The following is a 23,303-nucleotide window of genomic DNA, read 5'->3' as shown; positions in this document are numbered from 1 at the left end:
GGTCACGTCGGTGGTCGCCCTCGGCCGTCGTGCCGATCGGCGGGGTGCGTCGGCGCGGTGCTCGGCGCCCGGCGAAGAATAGTGTGCCAAGCGTTCGCGACGCACCACACCGGTCGTGTGGGTCGCCCGTGCGAGCATGGACGCCATGACCGCCCCGCCGCCCCGCATCGACCCGGTCGCCGTCGGTGGTCTGGTCGGGAGCGCGGCCTTTCGCCGCGCCCAGGGGTACCAGCGCGCGGGCATGGTGGGGTACTGGTCGTGGGACGCCGACGACCTGGTGCTCACGGCCGGGGTGGCCGGGAGCGGGCCGCGGCCGTACACGTGCCGCATCTGGTTCACGGTCGACCACGCGGTCGACCCGGCCGGGCGCTACACGGTGCACTCGTCCTCCTGCTCCTGCCCGGTCGCGCTGGACTGCAAGCACGTCGCGGCGGTGCTGCTGCACGTCGGCCTGCAGGGCGCCGCAGGCCCTGCCCGTTCGCGCGGCGCCGACACCGGCCCCGCCGGCGAGGGCTGGCGCGACAGGGTCCTGGCCGTCACCTCCGGCGGAGCCGGCCCGGCGACGCGCGGCGGCGGCGAGCTCGTGGTGGCGCTGCGCTTCCGTCTCGAGGAGGCGCTGGGCGGGCTGCCGCCCGAGCTGTCGGTGCGCCCGGTGGTCCCGGCGCGCGCCGGCGGCTGGAAGGTCGCCCCGGAGGCGAGCTGGGAGGCGCTCGCCACGGGCATGTATGCGTTCGCGGACGTCCGCGCGACGCCCGCGCCGGCGGTACGCCGCTGGTTCGCGGACCTCGGCGCGGCGCTGACCGAACGGGGCGGGTTCGGCCGCGGGGCCAGGGTGTGGCGCCCGCTCTCCGTGGGCGGGCGGGGCCTGTGGTCGCTGCTGGCGGAGGCGGAGGACCTCCGCATCCCGTTCGTCGGTCACTCCGCGCGCGACGAGGTGCACCTCGCCCGCGTCGCGACGCTGCGCCTGGAGGTCGGCACCGCGGGCGACGGCGTGCGGCTGAGCCCGCTCGCGGCGTTCGACGGCGCGGACGCCGGACCGGCAGAGCGGTGGGGCACCGTCGGCGACACGGGCCTGTACGCGGCAGGGGCGCACGACGGACGCACGGTGCTGCGGCTCGGCCCCACCCCGGGGCGGCTCGGCGACGGCGTGCGCGAGCTGATCGAGCTGGGGCGCCTCGAGGTGCCGTCCGCCGACGTCGCCGAGCTCTTCACCGAGCACCTGCCGGGACTGCGCCGCACCGTCCAGGTGACGTCGGACGGCACCGTGGAGCTGCCCGGCGTGCCCCGGCCGGTGCTGGTGGCGACGGCGACGTTCGCGACCCCGGAGCGGGCGGAGCTGGGGTGGGCGTTCGAGTACCCGCCGTACGACGTGCCGGACCTCGCGGGTGCCGGTGCCGGGCGGGCAGCGGCGCGCGTCGTGCCGGTCGAGGGATCGGCCGTGGACCCCGGCCGGGACGCCGACGCCGAGGGCGAGATCCGGGCCAAGGCGGTGTCGGCCCTGCGGGCGGTGCCAGGGTTCGAGGGCGCCGCCGTGGGCGAGCCGCAGACGTTCTCGGGTCTGGATGCGCTCGATCTCGCGCACCGGGTCCTGCCGGCTCTGGCCGCGTTGAGCGACGTGCGCGTCCATGCGCACGACGTCCCGGACTACCTGCACCTCGACGCCGCGCCCCGCGTGGTCGTCTCGGGTGCCCCGTCCGGGGACTCGGACTGGCTCGACCTGGGCGTCACGGTGACCGTCGCGGGCAAGGACCTGCCCTTCACGCGCCTGTTCACCGCGCTCGCGCGCGGCAAGGACCGCCTCATGCTCGTCGACGGCTCGTGGCTGCGTCTCGACCAGCCGGTGCTGGCGCGCCTGCGCGACCTCATCGGCGAGGCGACCGCGCTGAGCGACCGGCCCGGCAGGCCGCGCGTGAGTCGATACGACGGCGAGCTGTGGGCCGCGCTCGAGGAGACCGCGGACGTGGTCGAGGCGTCGGCGCAGTGGCGCCGCTCGGTCGCCGAGCTGCGCGCCCTGGCGGCGGGGGAGACCGCGCCGACGCCCCTTGCGGCCCCCGACGGGCTGCGCGCCGAGCTGCGCGGCTACCAGCACCAGGCGTTCGAGTGGTTGTCGTTCCTGTGGCGCCACCGGCTCGGCGGGATCCTCGCGGACGACATGGGTCTCGGCAAGACGGTCGAGACCCTCGCGTTCCTCGCGCACGCCAGGGCGCAGGAGCCGAAGGCGCCGCCGTTCGTCGTCGTGGCCCCGGCGTCCGTGGTCGGCAACTGGGCGGACGAGGCCGCCCGGTTCACCCCCGGGCTGCGCGTCGCCGTGCTGGCGGCGACGGCGAAGCGGTCCGGCACGCCGGTCGCGGAGCTGGCCGCGGGCGCCGACGTGGTCGTGACGTCCTACGCCGTCTTCCGTCTCGAGTTCGACGCGTTCGACGCGGTGGAGTGGGGTGGCCTGGTGCTCGACGAGGCGCAGTTCGCGAAGAACCCGCGCTCCCGCGCGAACGAGACGGCGCGGGCGCTGGACGTCCCGTTCAAGCTGGCGATCACGGGGACGCCCCTGGAGAACAACCTCCTGGAGCTCTGGGCGATCCTCGCGATCGTCGCCCCGGGGCTCTACCCGTCGATGCACCGGTTCCGGGCGGAGACGGCCCGGCCCGTGGACGCGGCGGGCGCTGACGACGACCCGCAGGTGGTAGCGGCCGGCAACCGCGCGCTGGCCCGGCTGACGCGGCGGATCCGCACCGTGGTGCTGCGCCGCACCAAGGAGCAGGTCGCGCCCGAGCTGCCGGAGCGTCAGGAGCGGGTGCTCAAGGTCCCGCTCACCCCCGACCACCGCCGCGTGTATGACACGCACCTGCAGCGGGAGCGGCAGCGGCTGCTGGGGCTGCTCGCCGACTTCGAGGCGAACCGGGTGGCGATCTTCCGGTCGCTGACGACGCTGCGCCGGCTCGCGCTCGACGCCTCCCTGGTCGACGACGAGTACGCCCGCGTGCCCTCGGCCAAGCTCGACGTGCTCATGGACGAGCTCGTGGAGATCGCCGCGGAGGGGCACCGGGTGCTCGTCTTCTCCCAGTTCACCTCGTTCCTGCGCCGGGTCGAGGAACGCTGTGCCGAGGTCGGGCTGGCGGCGGCGTACCTCGACGGCGCCACCCGCCGCCGCGCCGAGGTCATCCGGGGCTGGAAGGAGGGCGCGGCGCCCGTGTTCCTCGTCAGCCTCAAGGCCGGCGGGGTAGGGCTCAACCTCACCGAGGCGGACTACGTCTACCTGCTCGACCCCTGGTGGAACCCGGCGACGGAGGCGCAGGCGGTCGACCGCACCCACCGCATCGGGCAGACGCGCAACGTCGTGGTCACCCGCCTCGTCGCGGCCGACACGATCGAGGAGAAGGTGATGGCTCTCGCGCGCCGCAAGGCCCGGCTCTTCGACGCGGTGCTGGACGACGCCGGCGGCACCTTCGCGCGGACGCTCGCCGCCGAGGACGTCCGGGGGCTGCTCGACCCGTAGGACCCCGTTCGGCCGTTCTGGTGCGGACCGTCCGGGTGGTCCGGGTGGTCCGCGTCCGGGGCCGGGGAGGACGCACGAACGGCGCCGGGGCCGGTGGCAGTGCCACCGACCCCGACGCCGTTGCTGGTCGAGACCGTCGAGGCTCGTTCGAGCCGGGGTCTCACCCGTGACGGATCACTGGGTCACGGGGCTCACTTCTCCCAGCCCACGTTCTCCACCGGCTGCAGGCCGAAGAGGTCGAGACCGGTGTAGGTCTCGGGCGTGAGGTTCGCGAGACCCTCGGACGCCATCGAGATCCACGGGCCGTTGTACAGGGGCAGGATGCCCCAGGTCTCGGCGATGATCTCCGACTCGAGCTTCAGGCCGGCAGCGGTCTGCTCCTCGGCGGTGGGCAGCGAGGACACCTGGTCGGCGATCTTCTGGTCGATCTCCTCGGTGCCGGTCGCGGACAGGTTCAGGCCGCTGTCCGAGCAGTACAGCTGGCACATGTAGGCCACGCCGTAGGGGTCGCTCGACGAGAAGCCGAGGATGACCAGGTCCCAGTCCTTCGTGGTGAGCACGGTCGAGAAGTCGCTCGCCGGGCGCTTGTCGATCTCCAGCGCGAAGCCGATCTCGGCGAGCTGCGCCTGGACGACCTTGGCACGCGCCTCGGTGATCGGCTCGTCGCCGAAGATGGGCATGCGGCCCTCGAACTTCATGCCGTCCTTCTCGCGGACGTCACCGTTGAGGGTCCAGCCGGCCTCGTCGAGCAGGGCGTTGGCAGCCGCGACGTCGAACGAGTAGCCGGCCTCGGCCAGCGCATCGACGTAGCCCTCCTGGAACGGGAACAGGTTCAGCGAGCCGGCGTCGGGCTCGGTGTAGTTGAGGCCGTTCCAGACGACCTCCTTGATCTGGTCGCGGTTGATCGCCTTGAACATCGCCTCGCGGACCTTGAGGTCCTCGAACTGCGGGTACTCCCCGTTGAGCTCGAGGAGGTTGGTCGACGTGCGCTGCGCGCGGTAGGTCACGGCACCGTCGACGTCAGCGAGCTGCTCGAGGTTGTCCGCGGTCAGGTTGTCGACGTAGTTGGTCTCGCCGTTCTGGAACGCGTTCACCGCGGCGGTCGGCTCGAGGACCCGGAAGGTGACCTTGTCGAGCAGCGGCTTGTCGCCCCACCAGTTGTCGTTCGGCACGAACGAGATGACGCCGCCGTTGACGTCGAAGTCCTCGATCTTGTACGGGCCGGCGCCCCACTCCGGGTGCGCCTCCTCGATGTAGCCCTCGTTGAAGACCTCCGGGGAGTCGACGTTCGGGTTCAGGATGTGCCAGAACAGACCCTCGGTCCAGGGGAACTCGGTCTTGAACGTGACCACGGCCTGGCGCTCGTCGGTGCCCTGCTCGACCGACTCGATCTGCGAGTAGCCGTCCGTCGAGTTCGGGACGTACTCCTCCTCGACCGACCGGTTCGCGATCCAGGTCTGCTCGTACGACTCCCACGTGATGGGGGTGCCGTCGTTCCAGACCGCCTTCGGGTTGATCGTGTAGGTGACGACGGTCTTGCCGTCCACGACCTCGGTGGTCCAGTCCGTGAGGTAGTTGGGGTTGGCCGAGGCCTCGCCCTCCGGGGACATGAGGATCGTCTGCGGGTTGTACCACTCCCAGATGGTGGCGGTGTCCACCGACCCGTCGGAGTGGTTGACGTTCATCTGCGGGGTGATCTCCGTGATGGGGAGGGTCACCTCGCCGCCCTGCTTGAGGTTCTCGCGGGGCTGCGGGTTGTAGTCCGCGCCCTCGATGGTCTGGGCCTCGGCGGGAGTCTCCTCTGTGCCGCCCTCGGTACCCCCACCGCCACAGGCGGTCAGGGCCAGGGCGAGCGCGCCGGCCACGGCGACGCTGCCTGCCAGTCGGTTGTGCAGCCTCATGGTTGCTCCTTTCGCGCCTCGTGGGCGCTTTCTTGTGGGTTGGAGAAGGTGATGGTCGTGGTTCGTCAGCGGTAGTGACAGGCGTTCACGTGGACGCCCGGTCGACCGGTGAGGAGGGGCACCTCGGACTCGCAGCGGATCTGCTGCTCCGGGTCGAGGGTCTGGTAGAGCGGGCACCTCGTGACGAAGGGGCAGCCGCTGATCTCGTCCGTCGGGCTCGGCAGGTCGCCGGTGAGCACGATGTGCTCGCGGGTGCGTTCCTTGACGGGGTCGGGGATGGGGATCGCGGACAGCAGAGCGCGGGTGTACGGGTGCTGCGGGTCGTCGAACACCGCGTCGACGTCCCCGTGCTCGACGAACCCGCCGAGGTACATGACCGCGACACGGTCGGCGATGTGCCGCACGACCGACAGGTCGTGGGCCACGAACAGGTACGACAGGCCCAGGCGCACCTTGAGCTCGTCCAGCAGGTTGATGACGCCGGCCTGGACCGACACGTCGAGCGCGGAGACCGGCTCGTCGAGCACCACGAGCCTCGGGTTCGTCGCGAGCGCCCGGGCGATGCCGATGCGCTGGCGCTGGCCGCCGGAGAACGCGGCAGGGAAGCGGTCGCTGTGCGCCGGGTCGAGGCCGACGAGGTCCATGAGCTCGTCGACCCGCGGGCCGATCTCGGCGGTCGGCGTCGCCACGGTGCGCAGGGGCTCGGCGATCACGTCGAAGACCGTCATGCGGGGATCGAGCGAGCCGACCGGGTCCTGGAACACGATCTGGACGTCCCGGCGCAGCTGTCGCTCGGCACGACCGCCCTTGATGTCCGTGACGCTCGTGCCGACGATCCTGATGTCGCCGTCGGCCTGCGGCGCGAAGTCCATGATCTGCAGCAGCGTGGTCGTCTTGCCCGAACCGGACTCGCCGACGATGGCCATCGTCTCGCCCTCGCGGATGTCGAAGCTGACACCCTTGACGGCACGCACCTCGCCGATCTTGCGCTTGCGGAACGCCCCCTTGGTCAGGGGGAAGGTCTTCGTGAGGTTCTCCACCTCGAGGGTGGGCTTGCGGTCCTCGCGCGGGAGCTGCTCGAGCGATGACGTCGGGATCTCCGGGATCGGGTAGACCGGCTCGCCGTCGATGAGGCCCGCCCTGATCTCCTCGGCGCGGATGCACGCCGCCCGGTGGTCGACGGCACCCTCGACCGCGAGGAGCTGCGGCTCCGCCGCCAGGCACGCGTCCACCGCGATCGGGCAGCGGGCGGCGAACGGGCAGGCGTCCGGCAGGTCCACGAGCAGGGGCGGGCTGCCCTTGATGGGCACCAGCGGCTGCTTCTCGGCCTTGTCGACGCGCGGGATGGCACCCAGCAGGCCGATCGAGTAGGGCATGCGGGTGTCGGCGAACAGGGTGTCGACGCCGGCCTGCTCGATCGCCCGGCCGGCGTACATCACGATCACGTCGTCGGCGATGTTCGCGACGACGCCCATGTCGTGGGTGATCATCATGACGGCGGCGCCGGTCTCGCGCTGGGCGGTGCCGATGAGGTCGAGGATCTGCGCCTGGATGGTGACGTCCAGTGCGGTCGTCGGCTCGTCGGCGATGATGAGCTTCGGGTTGTTCGCCATCGCGATCGCGATGACCACGCGCTGGCGCATGCCGCCCGAGAACTCGTGCGGGAACGAACGCACCCGCTCCTGCGGACGCGGGATCCCGACGAGCTTGAGCAGCTCCACTGCGCGGTCCCACGCGGCACGCCGCGACATGCGCGAGTTGTGGATCGTGAGGGCCTCGACGATCTGGTCGCCCACGGTGAACACCGGCGTGAGGGACGTCAGCGGGTCCTGGAAGATCATCGCGAGGCCGTTGCCGCGGATCTTGGACATCTGGGTGTCCGACTTGCCGAGCAGCTCCTCGCCGTCGAACGTGACCGAGCCGCCGATGCGGGCGTTCTCGTCGAGCAGGCCCATGACGGCGAGCGAGGTGACGGACTTGCCGGAGCCGGACTCGCCGACGATGCCGAGGGTCCGCCCGGGGGCGACGTCGAACGAGACGCCGCGCACGGCGTCGACCCGGCCGGCCTCGGACGGGAAGCTGACGGTGAGGTCGCGGACGGAGAGTACAGGGGTGGTCACGCGCGGCCTCCCGCTGCAGAGGTGGGATCGAGGGCGTCACGCAGGCCGTCGGCGACGAGCGCCATGGAGACGGTCAGCAGCGTGAGCGCCGCGGCGGGGAAGTAGAACATCCACGGTGCGCTCGACATGCTCGAGGCGCCGATGCCGATGAGCGAGCCGAGCGAGACGTCGGGCAGCTTGACGCCGAAGCCGAGGAACGACAGGCCGGTCTCGGCCATGACGGCGCCCACGACGCCGAGCGTGAAGTTGATGACGAGCAGCGACCCGATGTTCGGGATCAGGTGGCGCAGCACGATGCGCATGCCCGGCACGCCCATGTACCGCGCGGCGTGGACGTACTCCCGCTCGCGCAGCGACAGGGACAGGGTCCAGATGGTGCGCGCCTGGAAGAACCAGCTCACGAGGATCAGGACGAGGGCGATGACCTTCCAGTCGCCGCCGGAGTCGTTCGACATCATCGCCAGCAGCAGGAACGTCGGCGCCACCATGAGGAAGTGGATGACGAACAGCGCGAACCGCTCGATGCGTCCGCCGAAGTAGGCGGCGGCGGTGCCGATGACGGCGGACAGGATGGTCGTGCCGGTGGCCACCACCACGGCGATGAGCAGCGACCGCTGCAGGCCGACGACGACCATCGCGTACAGGTCGTTGCCCGCGTTGTTGGTGCCGAACCAGTGGTCGGGGTTCGGCGGGTCCGACAGCGCGAGGAAGTCGAGCTCGACGTGGTCGTACTTGGCGAACAGGGGGCCGACCAGCGCGAAGGCGACGAGCAGCACGAAGATGACGATGCCGGCGACTGCGGGCCGGTTGCGGACGAACCGGCGGCTGTACAGCTGCCACTTCGTGAGCCGCTTGCGCTCGCCGGGCCCGGGCTCGACGGGGGGCGTGTCGCCGCCGCCGACGAGCGGGTCGGACGTCGCGTCGGCCAGGGGGAAGGACTCGGTTGCCATGTCAGCTCACCCGCACTCGGGGATCGAGGACGACGACGGCGATGTCGGCGAGGATGGCGCCGACGGCGGTCATCACCGCGCCGAACGCGGCGACCGCGACCACGCCGTTGACGTCGTTCTTCGAGATCGTCTCGATGAAGTACTGCCCCATGCCCTTCCAGGCGAAGATCGACTCGGTCAGCACCGCACCGGTGAAGATCGCGGGGATCGAGAAGGCGACCTGCGTCGTCACCGGGATCAGCGACGTGCGCAGCGCGTGCTTGCGGACGGCCTGCGCCTTGGTCAGGCCCTTGGCCCGCGCCATGCGCACGTAGTCCGACTTGATGTTGTCCAGGAGCAGGGAACGCTGCAGGAAGTGGTACTGCGCGTAGCCGACCAGGACGAGCGCGGCCGTCGGCAGCGCGATGTGCTGGACGGAGTCGAGCAGCGTCGGCAGGAACCCGCTCACGCCCGGGCTCGACGACCCCGTGACGTAGAAGACCGTGGAGCCGACCGCGTTGTTGAACGCGATGGCCAGCAGCACGATCCCCAGGGCCGCGACCACGATGGGGATGTTCATCGTGATGATCGACGTGCCCTGGGCGACCCGGTCGCCGAGCCGGTACTGGCGCGACGCGCTGTACACGCCCAGCGCGATGCCGAGCACGGTCAGCAGGATCGTGGCGCCCAGCATGAGCTCACCGGAGATCCACATGCGGTAGGCGACCTGGTCGTTGACCGACTGCCCGGTGGGGCTGACCCCCCAGTCCCAGCGGAACAGGATCGAGCTGAACCAGTTCCACCACCTCTCGAGGAGCGGGGTCCCGTCGTCGAGGTTGCGCGGCTCGAGCAGGTTGACGATCTGCTGCTCGCTCAACGGGGGCCGACGCCCGACGTAGTTGCTGCGGGGATCGAGGTAGGCCCAGGCGAGGAGGTAGGTCAGGTTCGTGACGGCCACGACCATGAGCAACCAGCCGGCGCTGCGGCGTAGGAGATATCGGGACAAGGTCAGGTGGGCTCTCTCATGGACGGTAGCGGTGCGGTGAGATTACACACGGTCCTACCGTGTCCCATGCCACACCGCTGCCCGGACCACGGATCGTTACTCATTCGTGCTCGAGGCGAACGTCGCTGTAACACTCCGGTCTCGGCGGCGTCATCTCGACTCGACGACGTGCAGGTCAGCGCACCCCGAGCACGAACGGGAGCACGGTGGCGGCGCCCGCCTGGCGCAGCAGGCGGGCTGCCACCGTCAGGGTCCAGCCCGACTCGGTCCAGTCGTCGACGAGCAGCACCGTGCGTCCCGGCAGGCCCGCGAGCGCGGCGTCAGGTAGCTCGAGGCGCAGCCGCCGGGCCACTCCCGCGAGCCGCATCGCGGAGTTCACGTCGTGCCGGCCGGGCTCCGACGCCTCCGGGGCCGGCCCCACCGCGCCGATCAGGGGGACGCCGAGGTAGCCGGCGAGCCCGTGCGCCAGGTGGTACGTCAGCTGCGGCCGCGTCACCGACCGCACGGCGACCACGCCCTCGACGACGAGCCGTCGCTCGCCCGCGCCGTCGTCCGCGCCGTCGTCCCCGGTGGGCGCGGCCCGCAGGGCGTCCCAGTCGTCCAGCACGCGCGCGGCGGCACTGCGCAGCGGGGCCGGCGTCTCGCCGTCCGGCGTCCTGGGGTCGAAGAGGTCGCGGACGGGCCCGGACCAGCCGAGCCCGTCGAAGCGGGCCACCGCCCGGCCGGCGGCGGCCCGCTCGCCGTCGGGGATCTTGCCGCGCAGGTCCAGCCCGAGCGTCGCGAGCCCGGTCGGCCACATCTTGCGGGGCTCGACCTCCAGGCCGGGACGGTCCATGTCCGCCCGGGCCGCCGCGACGGCCTCCTGGTCGGGCGCGGCGGGAAGCGCGACCCCGCCGCACCGGTCGCAACGGCCGCAGGTCCAGCCGGCGGCCAGCTCCGGGTCGTCGAGCTGCGCGCGCAGGTAGGCCATGCGGCACCCCGTCGTGGCGACGTAGTCGAGCATGGCCTGCTGCTCCGCCTCGCGGGTGGCCGCCACCCGGGCGTACCGCTCGGCGTCGTAGACCCACTCCTGACCGGTGGCCACCCAGCCGCCCTGCACCCTCCGGACGGCGCCGTCGACGTCGAGCACCTTGAGCATGGTCTCGAGGCGCGAGCGCTTGAGGTCGACGACGGTCTCCAGCGCCGCGGTCGACATCGATCCGCCCGCGTCGGCGAGCGCGCCGAGCGTCGTGCGCACCTGGGGCTCGTCGGGGAACGCCTGGGAGCCGAACCAGTCCCACACCGCACGGTCCTCCGGCCCTGGCAGCAGGGCGACGACCGCGTCGTCGACCCCACGACCCGCGCGACCGACCTGCTGGTAGTACGCGATGGGCGACGACGGTGCGCCCATGTGCACGACGAAGGCCAGGTCCGGCTTGTCGAAGCCCATGCCGAGCGCGGAGGTCGCGACGAGCGCCTTGACGCGGTTCTCCTTGAGGTCCTCCTCGAGCTGGGCGCGCTCCGTCGGGTCGGTGCGGCCCGTGTACGCCGCGACGGCGAGGCCGGCGCCGCGCAGCTGTTCGGCGACCTGCTCCGCCGCGGAGACCGTCAGGCAGTAGACGATGCCGGAGCCGTCGACGTCCTGCAGCGTCTCGAGGAGCCAGGCCACGCGGGTGGGCTGGTCGCCGAGCTCGAGGACCGCCAGGTGCAGCGACTCGCGGTCGAGGCCGCCGCGCAGCACGAGCACGTCCTCCGACAGGCCGTCTGCTCCCGTGGCGGCGCCGCGCGTGGCCATCTGCTCGGCGACGTCGGCCGTGACGCGGGCGTTGGCGGTCGCGGTCGTCGCGAGCACGGGGATGCCGGCCGGCAGGTCGGCCAGCAGGGTGCGGATCCGCCGGTAGTCGGGCCGGAAGTCGTGCCCCCAGTCGGAGATGCAGTGCGCCTCGTCGATCACGACGAGGCCGGCGTCGGCGGCGAGGCGCGGGAGCACCTCGTCGCGGAACGCCGGGTTGTTGAGCCGTTCGGGCGAGCAGAGCAGCACGTCGACCTCGCCGGCGGCGATCGACGCGTGCACGCCCTCCCACTCGGTGACGTTGGACGAGTTGATGGTCACCGCCCGGATGCCGGCGCGTGCCGCGGCGGAGATCTGGTCGCGCATGAGCGCCAGCAGGGGCGAGACGATGACGGTGGGGCCGGCCCCGCGGGCACGCAGCAGCGACGTGGCCACGAAGTACACGGCGGACTTGCCCCAGCCGGTGCGCTGGACGACCAGGGCCCGGCGGCGGAACGCGACGAGCGCCTCGATCGCCCGCCACTGGTCGTCGCGCAGGGCGGCGTCGTCGCGACCGACGAGCGCCCGCAGCGCCTCCTCCGCCTGCTCGCGCAGCGTGCCGCCGCCGTCGCCCGCGCTGTCGAGCAGCCCGCGCAGCATCGCGAGCTTGGCGCGCCTGGCCGCGTCGGCGGTGCCGTCGGTCGTGGTCGTCGCCGTGGTCGCGGGCGACGTCACGGCGACCGGAGACGCCGGCTCGGCAGCCTGGTGGTCGGGAGCCCGGTGGTGGGGCGCCCCCTGGTCGGGAGCACCGTGGTCGGGAGCCCGGTGCTCGGGCGCAAGATCGTCGGGAGGCGGGGCCTCGTCGTCCGTCGGGTCGAACACGAGGTCGGCGTACGGGTCGTCGGCGTGGCTCACGCCCTCGATCGTAGGCCGCGCCTCTGACGGGCACCGGTGTCCCTCCACAGCCATGACGGCCGTGCGGGCGAGGAGCCGTCCGGGGCGTCAGCTCACGTGCTCGCGCAGGAGCGCCGCGGTCGACGCGACCACGACGACCACCTCGGTCACGGCGGCCAGGGTGGACCACCGCGGAGACGAGCGCCGCGGTTGCGGCGGCCAGCCGCCAGCCGCGCGCGAACGGCGGCGGTGACGGCGGCGTGCCACCGGGGCCACCGCTCAGGGTGGCGAGGTGGCACGACGCCCGGCGGCGAGTCCATGATGATGATGCTCCCACCCTCGCCCGCTCCGTCAGGGCGGCGCCCGTCGTCCGGGCGCTCGAGGATCGACCTGCCCGGAGGCCGCATGACCGTCCCGACCGCTCCCGCCAGCCCCGCTCCCGCCGTGGCCGGCCCCGACCCCGCCGTCGCAAGGCACGGCGCCGCCTGCGCGTGCGGTCCGACCCGCCGCCAGGTGCTGCGCGGCACCGGCGCGGTGGCGGGCGCGCTCGCCGGTGCGGGCGTGCTCGCGGCGTGCGCCGAGCGGAGGCTGACGCCGCAGGAGGCGGCCGCGTCCGCGAGCGCCGTGGGGCCGGGGACGGTGGTCGTCGCGCTGGCCGACGTGCCGGTGGGCGGCGCGGTCGCCGCGACCGTCGGCGGGCACGACGTGCTGGTGACCCAGCCCGCGGCGGGTGAGGTGCACGCGTTCACCGCGGTCTGCACCCACGCGGGGTGCACGGTGGCGCCCGACGGCGGCGAGCTCGTGTGCCCGTGCCACCAGTCGCGCTACGCGCTCGCCGACGCCGCGGTGCTCGGCGGGCCCGCCCCCGAGCCGCTCCCGGCGATCGAGGTGGTCGTCTCGGGGGAGGACGTCGTCCTCGCCTGACCCGCCGTGCCGGCGGGCCCTCGTCCCGGGGAGGCGGGCGCCGTGGCTCAGTGCCGCATGTCCATCACCACGCGACCGTCGACGGCACCGCGCTCCATCTCGGCGAAGATGTCGTTGATGTCGGCCAGCGGACGGACCGTGAAGGTGGGGTCGATCTTGCCCCGGGCGAAGAAGTCGAGCGCCTCGGCCATGTCCTTGCGCGTCCCGACGATCGAGCCGCGCACGGTCAGGCCGAAGAGCACCGTCGTGAAGATGTCCAGGCCGAACTGCTCCGGGGGCAGGCCGACGAGGGAGACGGTGCCGCCGCGGCGCAGCGCTCCGACGGCCTGCGGGAAGGCGTGCGCGTTGACCGCCGTCACCAGCGCGCCGTGCACGCCGCCACCGGTCAGCTCCTGGATCTCGGCGGCAGGGTCGGCCGACGTCGCCGCGTTGACGGTGACCTCGGCTCCGTGCCGGCGTGCGAGCTCCAGCTTCGCGTCGTCGACGTCGACCGCGGCCACCCGCCGGCCCATCGCCACCGCGTACTGGACGGCGATGTGGCCGAGCCCGCCGATGCCGGAGATCAGCACCCAGTCGCCGGGCTTCGTGTCCGTGACCTTGAGTCCCTTGTAGACGGTGACCCCGGCGCACAGGATCGGTCCGACGGCGGCCAGGTCGACGCCGTCGGGCACGATCGGCGCGTAGCGGGCGTCCACGAGCATGTACTGCCCGAACGACCCGTCCACCGAGTAGCCGCCGTTCTTCTGGTTCGGGCAGAGGGTCTCCCAGCCGGTCTCGCAGTACTCGCACTCGCCGCAGGCGCTCCACAGCCAGGCGTTGCCGACCGTGTCGCCGACCTTGACGCGCGTGACCTGGTCGCCGACGGCGACGACGTGCCCGACGCCCTCGTGCCCCGGCACGAACGGCGGGACGGGCTTGACGGGCCAGTCGCCGTGCGCCGCGTGCAGGTCGGTGTGGCACACGCCCGTGTAGTCCACCTCGACCAGAGCCTCGTGCGGGCCGGGGGAGGGGACGGGCAGCTCCTCGACCGAGAGGGGCCGGGCGAACGAGGTCACGACGGCGGCCTGCATGGTGGTCGGGGTGGTGGTCGGCGTTGCGGTGGGTGTGCTGGTGGCCGGCGCGGTGATGGTCATCCCGGGCTCCTTCGTCGGGCCGGGTGTCGCCGACCCCTGGGCTTGTTCTGACACGTCAACGATATGCGTCACGACGCGCGACAGGGGCCAGAAACGGCACCTTGTGATGACTTTCACAAGCGATCGCCGTGCGGTGCCGTGGACGCCGCGGCCGGGCGCTCAGCGGGTTCCGTAGACTGGGGACGTGACCATCCCGCCCTCCGCATCCGCGCCCGCGCGGGACGTCGGCGACGCCCGGCTGCCGCTGCGACCCGAGCTCGCCGACGAGGCGCCGTACGGCGCCCCGCAGCTGGACGTGCCGGTGCTGCTCAACGTCAACGAGAACCCGTACCCGCCGTCCGAGGCCGTCGTCGCGACGATCGCCGAGCACGTCGCCGCCGCCGCCCGCGGCCTCAACCGCTACCCGGACCGTGACTTCGACGCCCTGCGCGCCGACCTCGCGGGCTACCTGGCCCGCGAGTCCGGCGTCGGTCTCGCCCCGGAGCAGATCTGGGCCGCGAACGGCTCCAACGAGGTCATGCTCCACCTGCTCCAGGCCTTCGGCGGTCCCGGCCGTACCGCGGTCTCGTTCGCGCCGACGTACTCGATGTACCCGGAGTACGCGCGCGACTCCCACACGCGCTGGGTCACCGGACGGCGGCAGTCCGACTTCACGCTCGACGTGGAGCACGCCGTCGAGACCATCGAGCGCGAGCGCCCGTCCGTCGTCCTGCTCGCCAGCCCGAACAACCCCACCGGCACCGCGCTGCCCCTCGAGACCGTCGAGGCGGTGCTGGACGCCGCGGCCCGGGTCGAGGTGGCGGACGCGCCCGAGGCCGACGGCCGACGGGCCGGCGCCGTGGTCGTGGTGGACGAGGCGTACGCCGAGTTCCGCCGCCCTGGCACCCCGTCGGCGCTGGAGCTCCTGGCGGGCCACCCCCACCTCGCGGTCTCGCGCACGATGTCGAAGGCGTTCGCCGCGGCCGGGCTGCGGCTCGGCTACCTCGCGGCGTCGCGGGCGCTGGTCGACGCGCTGCGCGTCGTGCGCCTGCCCTACCACCTGTCCGCGGTGACCCAGGCGGCGGCCCGCGGGGCGCTCGCCCATCGTGACGAGCTCCTCGGCCAGGTGCAGACCCTGCGCGCCGAACGTGACGACCTCGTCGCGTGGCTGCGGGCCGTCCGGCACCGCGGCGAGGCGCTGCAGGTGGCCGAGTCCGACGCCAACTTCGTGCTGTTCGGCACGTTTGCCGACCGTCATGCCGTGTGGCGTGGCCTGCTCGACCGCGGCGTGCTGATCCGTGAGACCGGGCCCGACGGATGGCTGCGGGTGTCGGTCGGCACGCCATCCGAGACCGCGGCGTTCCGCGACGCCCTGACCGACGTGCTCGCCGAGCTGGAGGACTGATGGAGAACACCACGCACCGCACCGCGCGCCTCGAGCGCGCGACGAGCGAGTCGAGCGTCGTCGTCGAGCTGGACCTCGACGGCACGGGCCGCACGGACGTCTCGACGACCGTGCCGTTCTACGACCACATGCTCACGGCGCTCGGCAAGCACTCGCTGATCGACCTGACGGTCAAGGCCACGGGCGACACGCACATCGACGCTCACCACACCGTCGAGGACGTCGCCATCGTCATCGGGGAGGCGCTGCGGGTCGCCCTCGGCGACAAGCAGGGGATCTCCCGCTTCGGGGACGCGACCGTCCCGCTCGACGAGGCGCTCGCGCTGGCCGTCGTCGACGTGTCCGGGCGCCCCTACCTCGTGCACTCCGGGGAGCCGGAGGGCCAGGAGTACCACCTCATCGGCGGGCACTTCACCGGGTCGCTCACCCGCCACGTGCTCGAGTCGATCGCGCACCACGCGGGCATCTGCGTGCACGTGCGCGTGCTCGCGGGCCGCGACCCGCACCACATCGTCGAAGCCCAGTTCAAGGCGCTCGCGCGTGCGCTGCGCGCCGCCGTCGCCCGCGACCCGCGCGTCGAGGGCGTCCCGTCCACGAAGGGTGCGCTGTAACGCATGACCACCGATCCTGACCTGCCCGCGGGCCCGGACGACGCCGGCCTGCCGGACGGACTCGAGATCCCGGACGACCTGTCCGAGCTCACCGGCGCCCGCAAGGACCCCGAGCTCGCCGTCCTCATCACGCAGATCGCGGGGGCCGAGCCGCTCGCGGCGGCCTGCGCGCTCGCCGACCTCGACGTCGACGCGGTCGCGACCCCGGTCGGGGCGCTCGCCGTCCTGCGGGACACCAGCAACGACGCGCCGGACCACGCAGCGGTCGCCGTCTCGAAGCTCGTCGCCGGTGTGCCGCTCGTGCTGGTCACCCGCTGGGGCGAGCAGCTCACCTGCGTGCGCTACGCGGACGGCGCCGCCGACGGCGAGCTGCCGCCGGGGCTGGTGCTCGGCGGCGCCCCGGAGGCGCTGGAGGACCTGCTGACCGGCCAGCTCCACGTCGCCGACCTGCCCGACGTCGTGCCGTCGTCCGGCATCGGCCGGTTCAAGGCGATGCGCATGCTCGGCGGCGCGGCGCGCAAGACGCGCAAGAAGTCATGAGCGGCGAGACGCCGGCTCCCGCCGAGGCGGGGCGCGCCGAGCTGCTGCCGCACGACGGTGCCGCGGCCGCCCTCAACCCGCGCCCGGCCGCGCCGTCCTCGGCCCGACCGCAGGTCGTCGTGCTCGACTACGGGTTCGGCAACGTCCGTTCCGCGGTCCGGGCGCTGGAGCGCGTGGGCGCGGACGTCGAACTGACCGCGGACCTGCGCCGCGCCGGCGAGGCGACCGGGCTCGTCGTGCCGGGAGTGGGCGCGTTCGCCGCGTGCATGGCCGGGTTGCGTGCCGTGCGGGGCGACCAGGTCGTCGACCGGCGCCTGGCCGGGAACCGGCCCGTGCTCGGCATCTGCGTCGGCATGCAGGTGATGTTCGACGCGGGGGTGGAGCACGGCGAGCGGGCCGAAGGCCTCGGGGAGTGGTCCGGCGTCGTCGAGCGCCTGGACGCGCCGGTCGTCCCGCACATGGGCTGGTCCACCGTCGAGGTGCCGGCCGGGTCGCGCCTGTTCGCGGGCGTGGAGCACGAGCGCTTCTACTTCGTGCACTCGTACGCCGCCCAGGAGTTCACCCAGGGGCACGACGAGACCGCCGACCCGCGCTACACCCCTCCCTTGGTCACCTGGGCCCGGCACGGCGCGCCGGGCCGCGACGCGCGGTTCGTCGCGGCCGTCGAGGACGGTCCGCTCGCCGCCACGCAGTTCCACCCCGAGAAGTCCGGCGACGCCGGCGCGACCCTGCTCGAGAACTGGGTCCGCTCGCTGTGACCGCCGCCCCGGGCGCGTCCGACGCACCCGCCCCACCGACGCTGGAGAACCTCATGACCGATCGTCTCGTGCTGCTGCCCGCCGTCGACGTCGCCGACGGCCAGGCCGTCCGCCTCGTCCAGGGGGAGGCCGGCTCCGAGACCTCGTACGGCGACCCCCTGACGGCGGCGCTCGACTGGCAGTCCGGCGGCGCCGAGTGGATCCACCTGGTGGACCTCGACGCCGCGTTCGGCCGCGGGTCCAACGCGGACCTGCTGGCCCGGGTCGTCGCCGACCTCGACGTGCAGGTCGAGCTGTCCGGCGGGATCCGCGACGACGCGTCCCTGGAGCGGGCGCTCGCCACCGGGGCCCGGCGCGTCAACATCGGTACCGCCGCGCTCGAGGATCCGGAGTGGACCGCGCGCATCATCGCGGAGCACGGGGACGCCGTCGCCGTCGGGCTGGACGTGCGCGGCACCACGCTCGCCGCCCGCGGCTGGACCAAGGAGGGCGGCGACCTGTGGGAGGTGCTCGCCCGGCTCGACGAGGCGGGGTGCTCGCGGTACGTCGTCACCGACGTGACCAAGGACGGCACCCTGCGCGGACCGAACGTCGACCTGCTGCGCGACGTGGCCTCCCGGACGCCGGCCAAGGTCGTGGCGTCCGGCGGGATCTCGTCGCTGGCGGACCTGGAGGCCCTGCGCGCGCTGGTGCCCGCAGGAGTCGAGGGCGCCGTCGTGGGCAAGGCGCTGTACGCCGGGGCGTTCACGCTGCCCGAGGCCCTCGACGTGGCGGGGCGTCCGTGAGCGCGGACGGCGTGGGTGACCCGGACGGCTCCGTGACAGACGGTGCCGTGACAGACGGTGCGGTCACGGATGGTGCGGTGACGGATGGTGCGGTGACGGATGGTGCCGAGCCCCGCGCCCTGCCCGGTCACCTGCGCTCGATCCAGCCGACGTCGCAGTTCGCGGGCGACGACGGTTCCGTCGACGCCGAGCTGGCCGCGCTCCTCGAGGCGTACGCGGCCGGCCGCGCGCCGCTGGGAGCGGTCGTGCACCGGCTCGCGCAGACGCGCGTGCTGGTGCCTGTCCTCGCGGAGCTGGACGTCGCCGACACGGTGACGGTCGATGGCCCGGACGGGCCGAGCGAGCTCCACGTGGACAAGGAGGCCTCCGCCGGGGTGGTCGCCGTCGAGGCGCCGGACGGGCGGCGCGCGCTGCCCGTCTTCACGTCGGTCGACGCGATGCGGGCCTGGCGCGAGAGCGCCCGGCCGGTCCCCGTCGAGGTGCCCCGCGCGGCGCTGTCCGCCGTGAGCGAGGACTGGTCGCTCATCGTCGTCGACCCGGCGGGCCCCGTGACGGTGAACGTGCCGCGCCCCGCCGTGTGGGCGCTCGCCCAGGGCAAGGAGTGGCGTCCCGCGCTCGTGCCCTCCGCCGAGGGTGGGGCCCCGGGCGTGGACCCGGAGGTCGCTGCCGCGGTGGCGGACGCCGCCGCACCGGTGCAGCACGTGGTGCGCGCGCACGCCGAGCCCGGCCGTCGCGCCGAGGTGGCGGTCGTGCTGGCGCTGGACCCGGGCCTGGACCGTGCCGGGCTGGAGCGTGTGCTCGGCCAGGTCAACGCCCGGCTCGCCGCGTCGGGCGTGGTGTCCGAGCGGGTCGACTCCCTCGAGCTGCGGGTCGGCGCCGCCCGCTGAGGGTCTGCCGCACCACCTGGTGTGTTGTGTGCGGGGGGGGGGGGGGGGGGGGGCGCGGGGGGGGGGGGGGGGGCCCGCCCCGCCCCCCCCCCGCGGGGGGCCCCCCCCCCGCCCCGCCCCCCCCCCCCCCCCCCCCCCCCCCCCCCCCCCCCCCCCCCCCCCCCCAACACTCGGGGAGGCCGTCCGTGGTCAGGACGAGCAGGGCGGCAGCGCGGTGAACGCGTCCGCGTCGGCGAGCACGTCCTGCAACGTGGACAGCGGGACGAGCAGGGAGCGTCCGTCGGAGGTCTTCGCGTAGACGACGCCGATGACGCGCCCGTCGGCGTCCAGCGCCGCCGAGCCCGAGGAGCCCGGCTCCACGGCCGCGTCGGTGATGAGCACCTCGCCGAGGTTCTCGTGCAGCGGGTCGGTGGTCGTGCCGACGATCTCGCCGGCGGTCACGGTGAGCTCGCCCCCCTCGGGGTACCCGACGACGCTCACCGCGTCGCCGGTGCGGGGGTCGCCGACGGCGAGCTCCGGGTAGCTCGGCAGGGCGTCCAGGGTCCGGACCACGGCGAGGTCCGCGAGACGGGCCGAGCTCGCGGCCGAGACCTCGAGGTCCTGCCCGTCGTAGGTGCTGACCTCGAGCGTCTCGGAGTCCGCGACCACGTGCCGGTTGGTGATGAGGGTGTGCTCGTCGATGGCGAAACCCGAGCCCGTCGACAGGCCGGCGCAGCCGACGTTGCGGATGCGCACGGCCATGCGCTGGACGGCGTCGAACCCGTCCGGCGAGAGCTGCTCGCCGCCCTGCGGCGCGAAGGTCACGGCCCGGCTCGGGACGATGTCGCTCGGCACCGGGTCCGGCAGCTCGGGCAGCACGCCGCACGCGCCTACGCCGAGGCCAAGCACCAGCGCGACCGGCGCCGCGATCGCACCGCGGCGCACGGAGGACCTCATGGTGCCTCCTCCTGCGCCAGCTCCTTCTGGAGCTCGCTGTGGGCGTCGTCCGCCTGCTGGCACAGTCCTTCGACGTCGCCGGCGAACCGCTCGAGGTCGTCGGCGTCGTAGGCGTCCCGGTCCTCCAGGTAGCCGATGAGCTGAGACTGGGCGTCGATGCACTGGTTGAGCGCCGTCGCGACGGCGGCCGCGGCCTCGCTCACCCGGGTCTGGTAGTCCAGGTACTGCTGGGACGCGACGTTCTCGTCGCCGAGCTGGGCCTTCTCGTTGGCCAGGCCGCGGATGCGCTCGGTGGCCGTCGCGAGCTGTTCCCGCGCGGCGACGAGCTCGGCGCCCGTGGCATCGAGCTCGGCCTGCAGCGAGGCGACCTGGTCGGCATAGCCCCGGGCCTCGGACTCCCAGGCGGCGCTGTCCCCCTGCCAGCGCACCGTGGTCAGCCACAGGTAGCCGCCGAGGGCGAGGGACGCCACGAGGAGCAGCGCCAGCACCAGCGGCAGCGCGCGCCGCCGCGGCGGCGGGCCTGCGACCGCGCCGTCGGCCACGGGGGCGCCCGGGCTCGGCGGCGGCCAGACGGGCGGGTGCTCCGGCTGGGTCATGTCAGACGACGGATCCCGTGTACTTCTCGCCCGGGCCCTCGCCGGGGGCGTCGGGGATCACCGAGGCCTCGCGGAACGCGAGCTGGAGGGACTTCAGGCCGTCCCGCAGGGAGCGCGCGTGCTGGTTGCCGATGTCGGGGGCGCTCGCCGTGACCAGGGCCGCGAGAGCGGTGATGAGCTTGCGCGCCTCGTCGAGGTCGAGGTGGTCCGACGCCGCGGCGTCGTCGGCCAGACCGCACTTGACGGCGGCCGCGCTCATGAGGTGGACGGCCGCGGTCGTGATGACCTCGACGGCGGCGACCTCGGCGATGTCGCGGGTCGCGGCGTCGGCCGACGCCGCGTCGTGGCTTGCGTCGTGGCCGGTGTGGGGGGTCGTGGAGGGGGTGCTGCTGCTCATGGGGTCCATCTTCGCACCGCGGCGGGCACTGCCCGCGCCCCTGCTCCGGCGGGCAGGCGTGACATGCGACGAGGCCGGGCCCCTCGCAGGGACCCGGCCTCGGCGTGCAGCGTGTCGTGACGTGCGTCAGGCAGCGACCTCGGAGCGGAGCTTGGCGCCCAGCTCGGCGTCGACGTTCGTCCAGTACCAGAAGAACCGCTCGCGGATCTCGGGGATCGTGATGGACCTGCCCTGACCCGTGAGGGTCTCCAGGAAGCGCGCCTTGGCGGCGTCGTCGAAGACCTCGCGGTAGAGCGTCCCGGCCTGGCCGAAGTCGTCGTCCTCGGCGTGCAGGGTCTGGGCGGCGCGCATCAGCTCGCCGTCCGTCTCCCAGGCCGCCTCGACGCCGCGTACCGGGTCGGCCACGGGGCCACCCTGGGCGCCGAACGAGTTCGGCGTGTACACGCGGTGCTCGGGCCCGTTGAACTGGTACTGCATGGCGCCCTCGTGCATGTAGTTCGCGACGGGGGCGGCGTGCGGCTGGTTCACCGGCAGCTGGTTGTAGTTGGTGCCGATGCGGTGACGCTGCGCGTCCGGGTAGGAGAACACGCGGGCCATGAGCATCTTGTCGGGCGAGATGCCGGTGCCGGGCACCTGGTTGCCCGGAGAGAACGCCGCCTGCTCGATCTCGGCGAAGAAGTTGCGCGGGTTGCGGTTCAGCGTGAACGTGCCGACCTTGATGCGCGGGTAGTCCTTCTTCGACCAGGTCTTCGTCATGTCGAACGGGTTGAAGCGGTACGTCTTCGCCTCCTCGTACGGCATGACCTGCACGTAGACGTCCCACGAGGGGAACTCGCCGCGGTCGATGGCCTCGTACAGGTCGCGACGGTAGTAGTCGGCGTCCTCGCCGGCGATGCGCTCGGCGTCCTCGGGCGACATGTTCTCCACGCCCTGCTGGGACAGGAAGTGGTACTGCACCCAGAAGCGCTCGCCGGCGGCGTTGACCCACTGGTACGTGTGCGAACCGTAGCCGTTGAGATGACGCCACGACCTCGACAGGCCGCGGTCGCCCATGACGTAGGTGACCTGGTGGGCCGACTCGGGGGACAGGGTCCAGAAGTCCCACTGCATGTCGGCGTCGCGCAGGCCGGAGGCGCCGAGGCGCTTCTGCGAGTGGATGAAGTCCGGGAACTTCATCGCGTCGCGCAGGAAGAAGGTGGGCGTGTTGTTGCCGACGATGTCGAGGTTGCCCTCGGTCGTGTAGAAACGCAGGGAGAAGCCGCGCACGTCACGCCAGGTGTCGGGGGAGCCCTGCTCGCCCGCGACGGAGGAGAAGCGGAGCAGCGTCTCGCTCCGGGCGCCCGGCTGGAAGACCGCCGCGCGGGTGTACTGCGAGACGTCCTCGGTGACCACGAGCTCGCCGAAGGCGCCGCCGCCCTTGGCGTGGGGGTTGCGCTCCGGCACGCGCTCGCGGTTGAAGGACGCGAGCTTCTCGACCAGGTAGCGGTCGTGCAGGACGGTGGGGCCGTCCGCGCCGATGGTCAGCGAGTGCGCGTCGCTCGCGACCGGGGTGCCGGTCTGTGTCGTGGTGAACGGCGTCGTCATGGGGATGACGTCCTCTCTCAGGGGGTTTCTCAGGAGTGCGTGCCGGCCGGGACGGAGCCGGCGGTACAGCGGGGGCACAGGCCCCAGAAGGTGACCTCGGCGAGCTCGACGGCGAAGCCGTGCGTGGTCACGGGATGGAGACAGGGCGCCTCGCCCACCGTGCAGTCGACGTCCGCGACCGCGCCGCAGCCGCGGCACACCATGTGGTGGTGGTTGTCGCCGACCCTGCGCTCGTATCGTGCCGGGTGCCCTGCCGGTTCCAGCCGGCGCAGCAGCCCGACGGCGGTCAGCGAGTGCAGCGAGTCGTAGACCGCCTGGACGGAGACCGAGCCGAGGTCGGCGCGCAGGCTCCGCACCACGTCGTCGGCGGTCGAGTGCTCGTGCCCGTCGAGCGCACGCAGGACGGCGAGGCGCACGCCGGTGACCCGGAGGCCACGTTCGCGCAGCAGCGTCTCGTCCGTGCTCGTCGAGGTCATGGAGCCACCCTACCCGCGTTTTCTGGAATGATTCCAGTATGGGGCGGCGGGTCGTCGGTGTGACGCACGCGACGCCGAGGTGCACCGTCCGGCGAGGGCGGTCCGGTCTCGGGACGGCCTCGGGCGTGCTAATGTCGATGGCTGACCGACCTGGGTCCGGCGTCGGCGGTTCACGATGGGTTTCATCGAGAAGCGTCCG

The 23,303-nt window shown here is 73.2% G+C and carries 19 protein-coding genes; 8 read left to right on the top strand and 11 right to left on the bottom strand.

Going from position 1 to position 23,303, the window contains the following annotated elements; all coding sequences use genetic code 11:
• The first annotated feature begins 145 nt into the window (after window positions 1–145).
• Complete coding sequence (locus LEP48_RS07125; RefSeq protein WP_225564900.1) at window positions 146–3,493, top strand: DEAD/DEAH box helicase; 3,348 nt, start codon at window positions 146–148, stop codon at window positions 3,491–3,493.
• Window positions 3,494–3,684: 191 nt separating this feature from the next.
• Here the strand turns inward: LEP48_RS07125 and LEP48_RS07120 are convergent, their stop codons facing one another.
• From LEP48_RS07120 to LEP48_RS07100, 5 genes are all read right to left on the bottom strand, one after another.
• Window positions 3,685–5,394, bottom strand: a complete 1,710-nt coding sequence (locus tag LEP48_RS07120) for an ABC transporter family substrate-binding protein (RefSeq protein WP_225564899.1) — start codon at window positions 5,392–5,394, stop codon at window positions 3,685–3,687.
• Window positions 5,395–5,459: 65 nt separating this feature from the next.
• Window positions 5,460–7,514 (bottom strand): ABC transporter ATP-binding protein, encoded by a 2,055-nt coding sequence (locus LEP48_RS07115; RefSeq protein WP_225564898.1) that lies wholly within the window; start codon window positions 7,512–7,514, stop codon window positions 5,460–5,462.
• The gene (locus tag LEP48_RS07110) at window positions 7,511–8,464 is read right to left on the bottom strand and encodes an ABC transporter permease (protein ID WP_225564897.1); all 954 of its coding nucleotides are present in this window, start codon (window positions 8,462–8,464) and stop codon (window positions 7,511–7,513) included. The genes LEP48_RS07115 and LEP48_RS07110 overlap by 4 nt, the downstream gene beginning before the upstream one ends.
• A gap of 1 nt (window position 8,465) precedes the next feature.
• Window positions 8,466–9,449, bottom strand: coding sequence for an ABC transporter permease (locus LEP48_RS07105; RefSeq protein WP_225564896.1), 984 nt, complete (start codon window positions 9,447–9,449; stop codon window positions 8,466–8,468).
• Window positions 9,450–9,624: 175 nt separating this feature from the next.
• Window positions 9,625–11,859 (bottom strand): RecQ family ATP-dependent DNA helicase, encoded by a 2,235-nt coding sequence (locus LEP48_RS07100; RefSeq protein ID WP_225565176.1) that lies wholly within the window; start codon window positions 11,857–11,859, stop codon window positions 9,625–9,627.
• Window positions 11,860–12,498: 639 nt separating this feature from the next.
• Here LEP48_RS07100 and LEP48_RS07095 point away from each other — a divergent pair.
• Entirely contained in the window at window positions 12,499–13,017 is a 519-nt protein-coding gene (locus tag LEP48_RS07095) for a QcrA and Rieske domain-containing protein (RefSeq protein WP_225564895.1), read from the top strand.
• A 47-nt stretch (window positions 13,018–13,064) separates the two neighbouring features.
• Here LEP48_RS07095 and adhP read toward each other — a convergent pair whose 3' ends face one another.
• Complete coding sequence (adhP, locus tag LEP48_RS07090) at window positions 13,065–14,150, bottom strand: alcohol dehydrogenase AdhP (protein WP_225564894.1); 1,086 nt, start codon at window positions 14,148–14,150, stop codon at window positions 13,065–13,067.
• Between the two features lie 184 nt (window positions 14,151–14,334).
• Here adhP and LEP48_RS07085 point away from each other — a divergent pair, with 184 nt between their 5' ends.
• The 6 genes from LEP48_RS07085 (at window position 14,335) to LEP48_RS07060 (ending at window position 19,115) form a co-directional block, all read left to right on the top strand.
• Window positions 14,335–15,534 carry a histidinol-phosphate transaminase gene (locus tag LEP48_RS07085; protein WP_225564893.1) on the top strand — a complete coding sequence of 400 codons (1,200 nt, stop codon included), beginning with the start codon at window positions 14,335–14,337 and terminating at the stop codon, window positions 15,532–15,534.
• Window positions 15,534–16,145 carry an imidazoleglycerol-phosphate dehydratase HisB gene (gene hisB, locus LEP48_RS07080; RefSeq protein ID WP_225564892.1) on the top strand — a complete coding sequence of 204 codons (612 nt, stop codon included), beginning with the start codon at window positions 15,534–15,536 and terminating at the stop codon, window positions 16,143–16,145. Before LEP48_RS07085 ends, hisB begins: the two co-directional genes overlap by 1 nt.
• Window positions 16,146–16,148: 3 nt before the next feature.
• Window positions 16,149–16,685: a hypothetical protein gene (locus LEP48_RS07075; protein WP_225564891.1), complete on the top strand. Its 537-nt coding sequence runs from the start codon at window positions 16,149–16,151 to the stop codon at window positions 16,683–16,685.
• Window positions 16,682–17,443 carry an imidazole glycerol phosphate synthase subunit HisH gene (hisH, locus tag LEP48_RS07070; RefSeq protein ID WP_225564890.1) on the top strand — a complete coding sequence of 254 codons (762 nt, stop codon included), beginning with the start codon at window positions 16,682–16,684 and terminating at the stop codon, window positions 17,441–17,443. Before LEP48_RS07075 ends, hisH begins: the two co-directional genes overlap by 4 nt.
• 53 nt (window positions 17,444–17,496) lie before the next feature.
• Entirely contained in the window at window positions 17,497–18,228 is a 732-nt protein-coding gene (gene priA, locus LEP48_RS07065; protein ID WP_225564889.1) for a bifunctional 1-(5-phosphoribosyl)-5-((5-phosphoribosylamino)methylideneamino)imidazole-4-carboxamide isomerase/phosphoribosylanthranilate isomerase PriA, read from the top strand.
• Window positions 18,229–18,320: 92 nt separating this feature from the next.
• Complete coding sequence (locus tag LEP48_RS07060) at window positions 18,321–19,115, top strand: SseB family protein (protein WP_225564888.1); 795 nt, start codon at window positions 18,321–18,323, stop codon at window positions 19,113–19,115.
• 189 nt (window positions 19,116–19,304) lie between these two features.
• On the opposite strand, the gene LEP48_RS07055 is transcribed toward LEP48_RS07060, so the two are convergent.
• From LEP48_RS07055 to LEP48_RS07035, 5 genes are all read right to left on the bottom strand, one after another.
• Window positions 19,305–20,051, bottom strand: a complete 747-nt coding sequence (locus LEP48_RS07055; protein ID WP_225564887.1) for a S1C family serine protease — start codon at window positions 20,049–20,051, stop codon at window positions 19,305–19,307.
• The gene (locus LEP48_RS07050; protein WP_225564886.1) at window positions 20,048–20,647 is read right to left on the bottom strand and encodes a hypothetical protein; all 600 of its coding nucleotides are present in this window, start codon (window positions 20,645–20,647) and stop codon (window positions 20,048–20,050) included. The genes LEP48_RS07055 and LEP48_RS07050 overlap by 4 nt, the downstream gene beginning before the upstream one ends.
• Window position 20,648: 1 nt before the next feature.
• The gene (locus LEP48_RS07045) at window positions 20,649–21,044 is read right to left on the bottom strand and encodes a DUF1844 domain-containing protein (protein ID WP_225564885.1); all 396 of its coding nucleotides are present in this window, start codon (window positions 21,042–21,044) and stop codon (window positions 20,649–20,651) included.
• A gap of 126 nt (window positions 21,045–21,170) precedes the next feature.
• On the bottom strand, window positions 21,171–22,628 hold the full coding sequence (locus tag LEP48_RS07040; RefSeq protein ID WP_225564884.1) for a catalase: 1,458 nt from the start codon (window positions 22,626–22,628) through the stop codon (window positions 21,171–21,173).
• Window positions 22,629–22,657: 29 nt separating this feature from the next.
• Complete coding sequence (locus tag LEP48_RS07035; RefSeq protein ID WP_225564883.1) at window positions 22,658–23,104, bottom strand: Fur family transcriptional regulator; 447 nt, start codon at window positions 23,102–23,104, stop codon at window positions 22,658–22,660.
• Window positions 23,105–23,303: the final 199 nt, after the last annotated feature.

Origin of the sequence: Isoptericola luteus (genome assembly GCF_020297055.1) — a bacterium.
Classification (GTDB): Bacteria; Actinomycetota; Actinomycetes; order Actinomycetales; family Cellulomonadaceae; genus Isoptericola; species Isoptericola luteus.
Note: the sequence above shows the minus strand (reverse complement) of the source record. Positions and strands in the feature narration are given on the sequence as shown.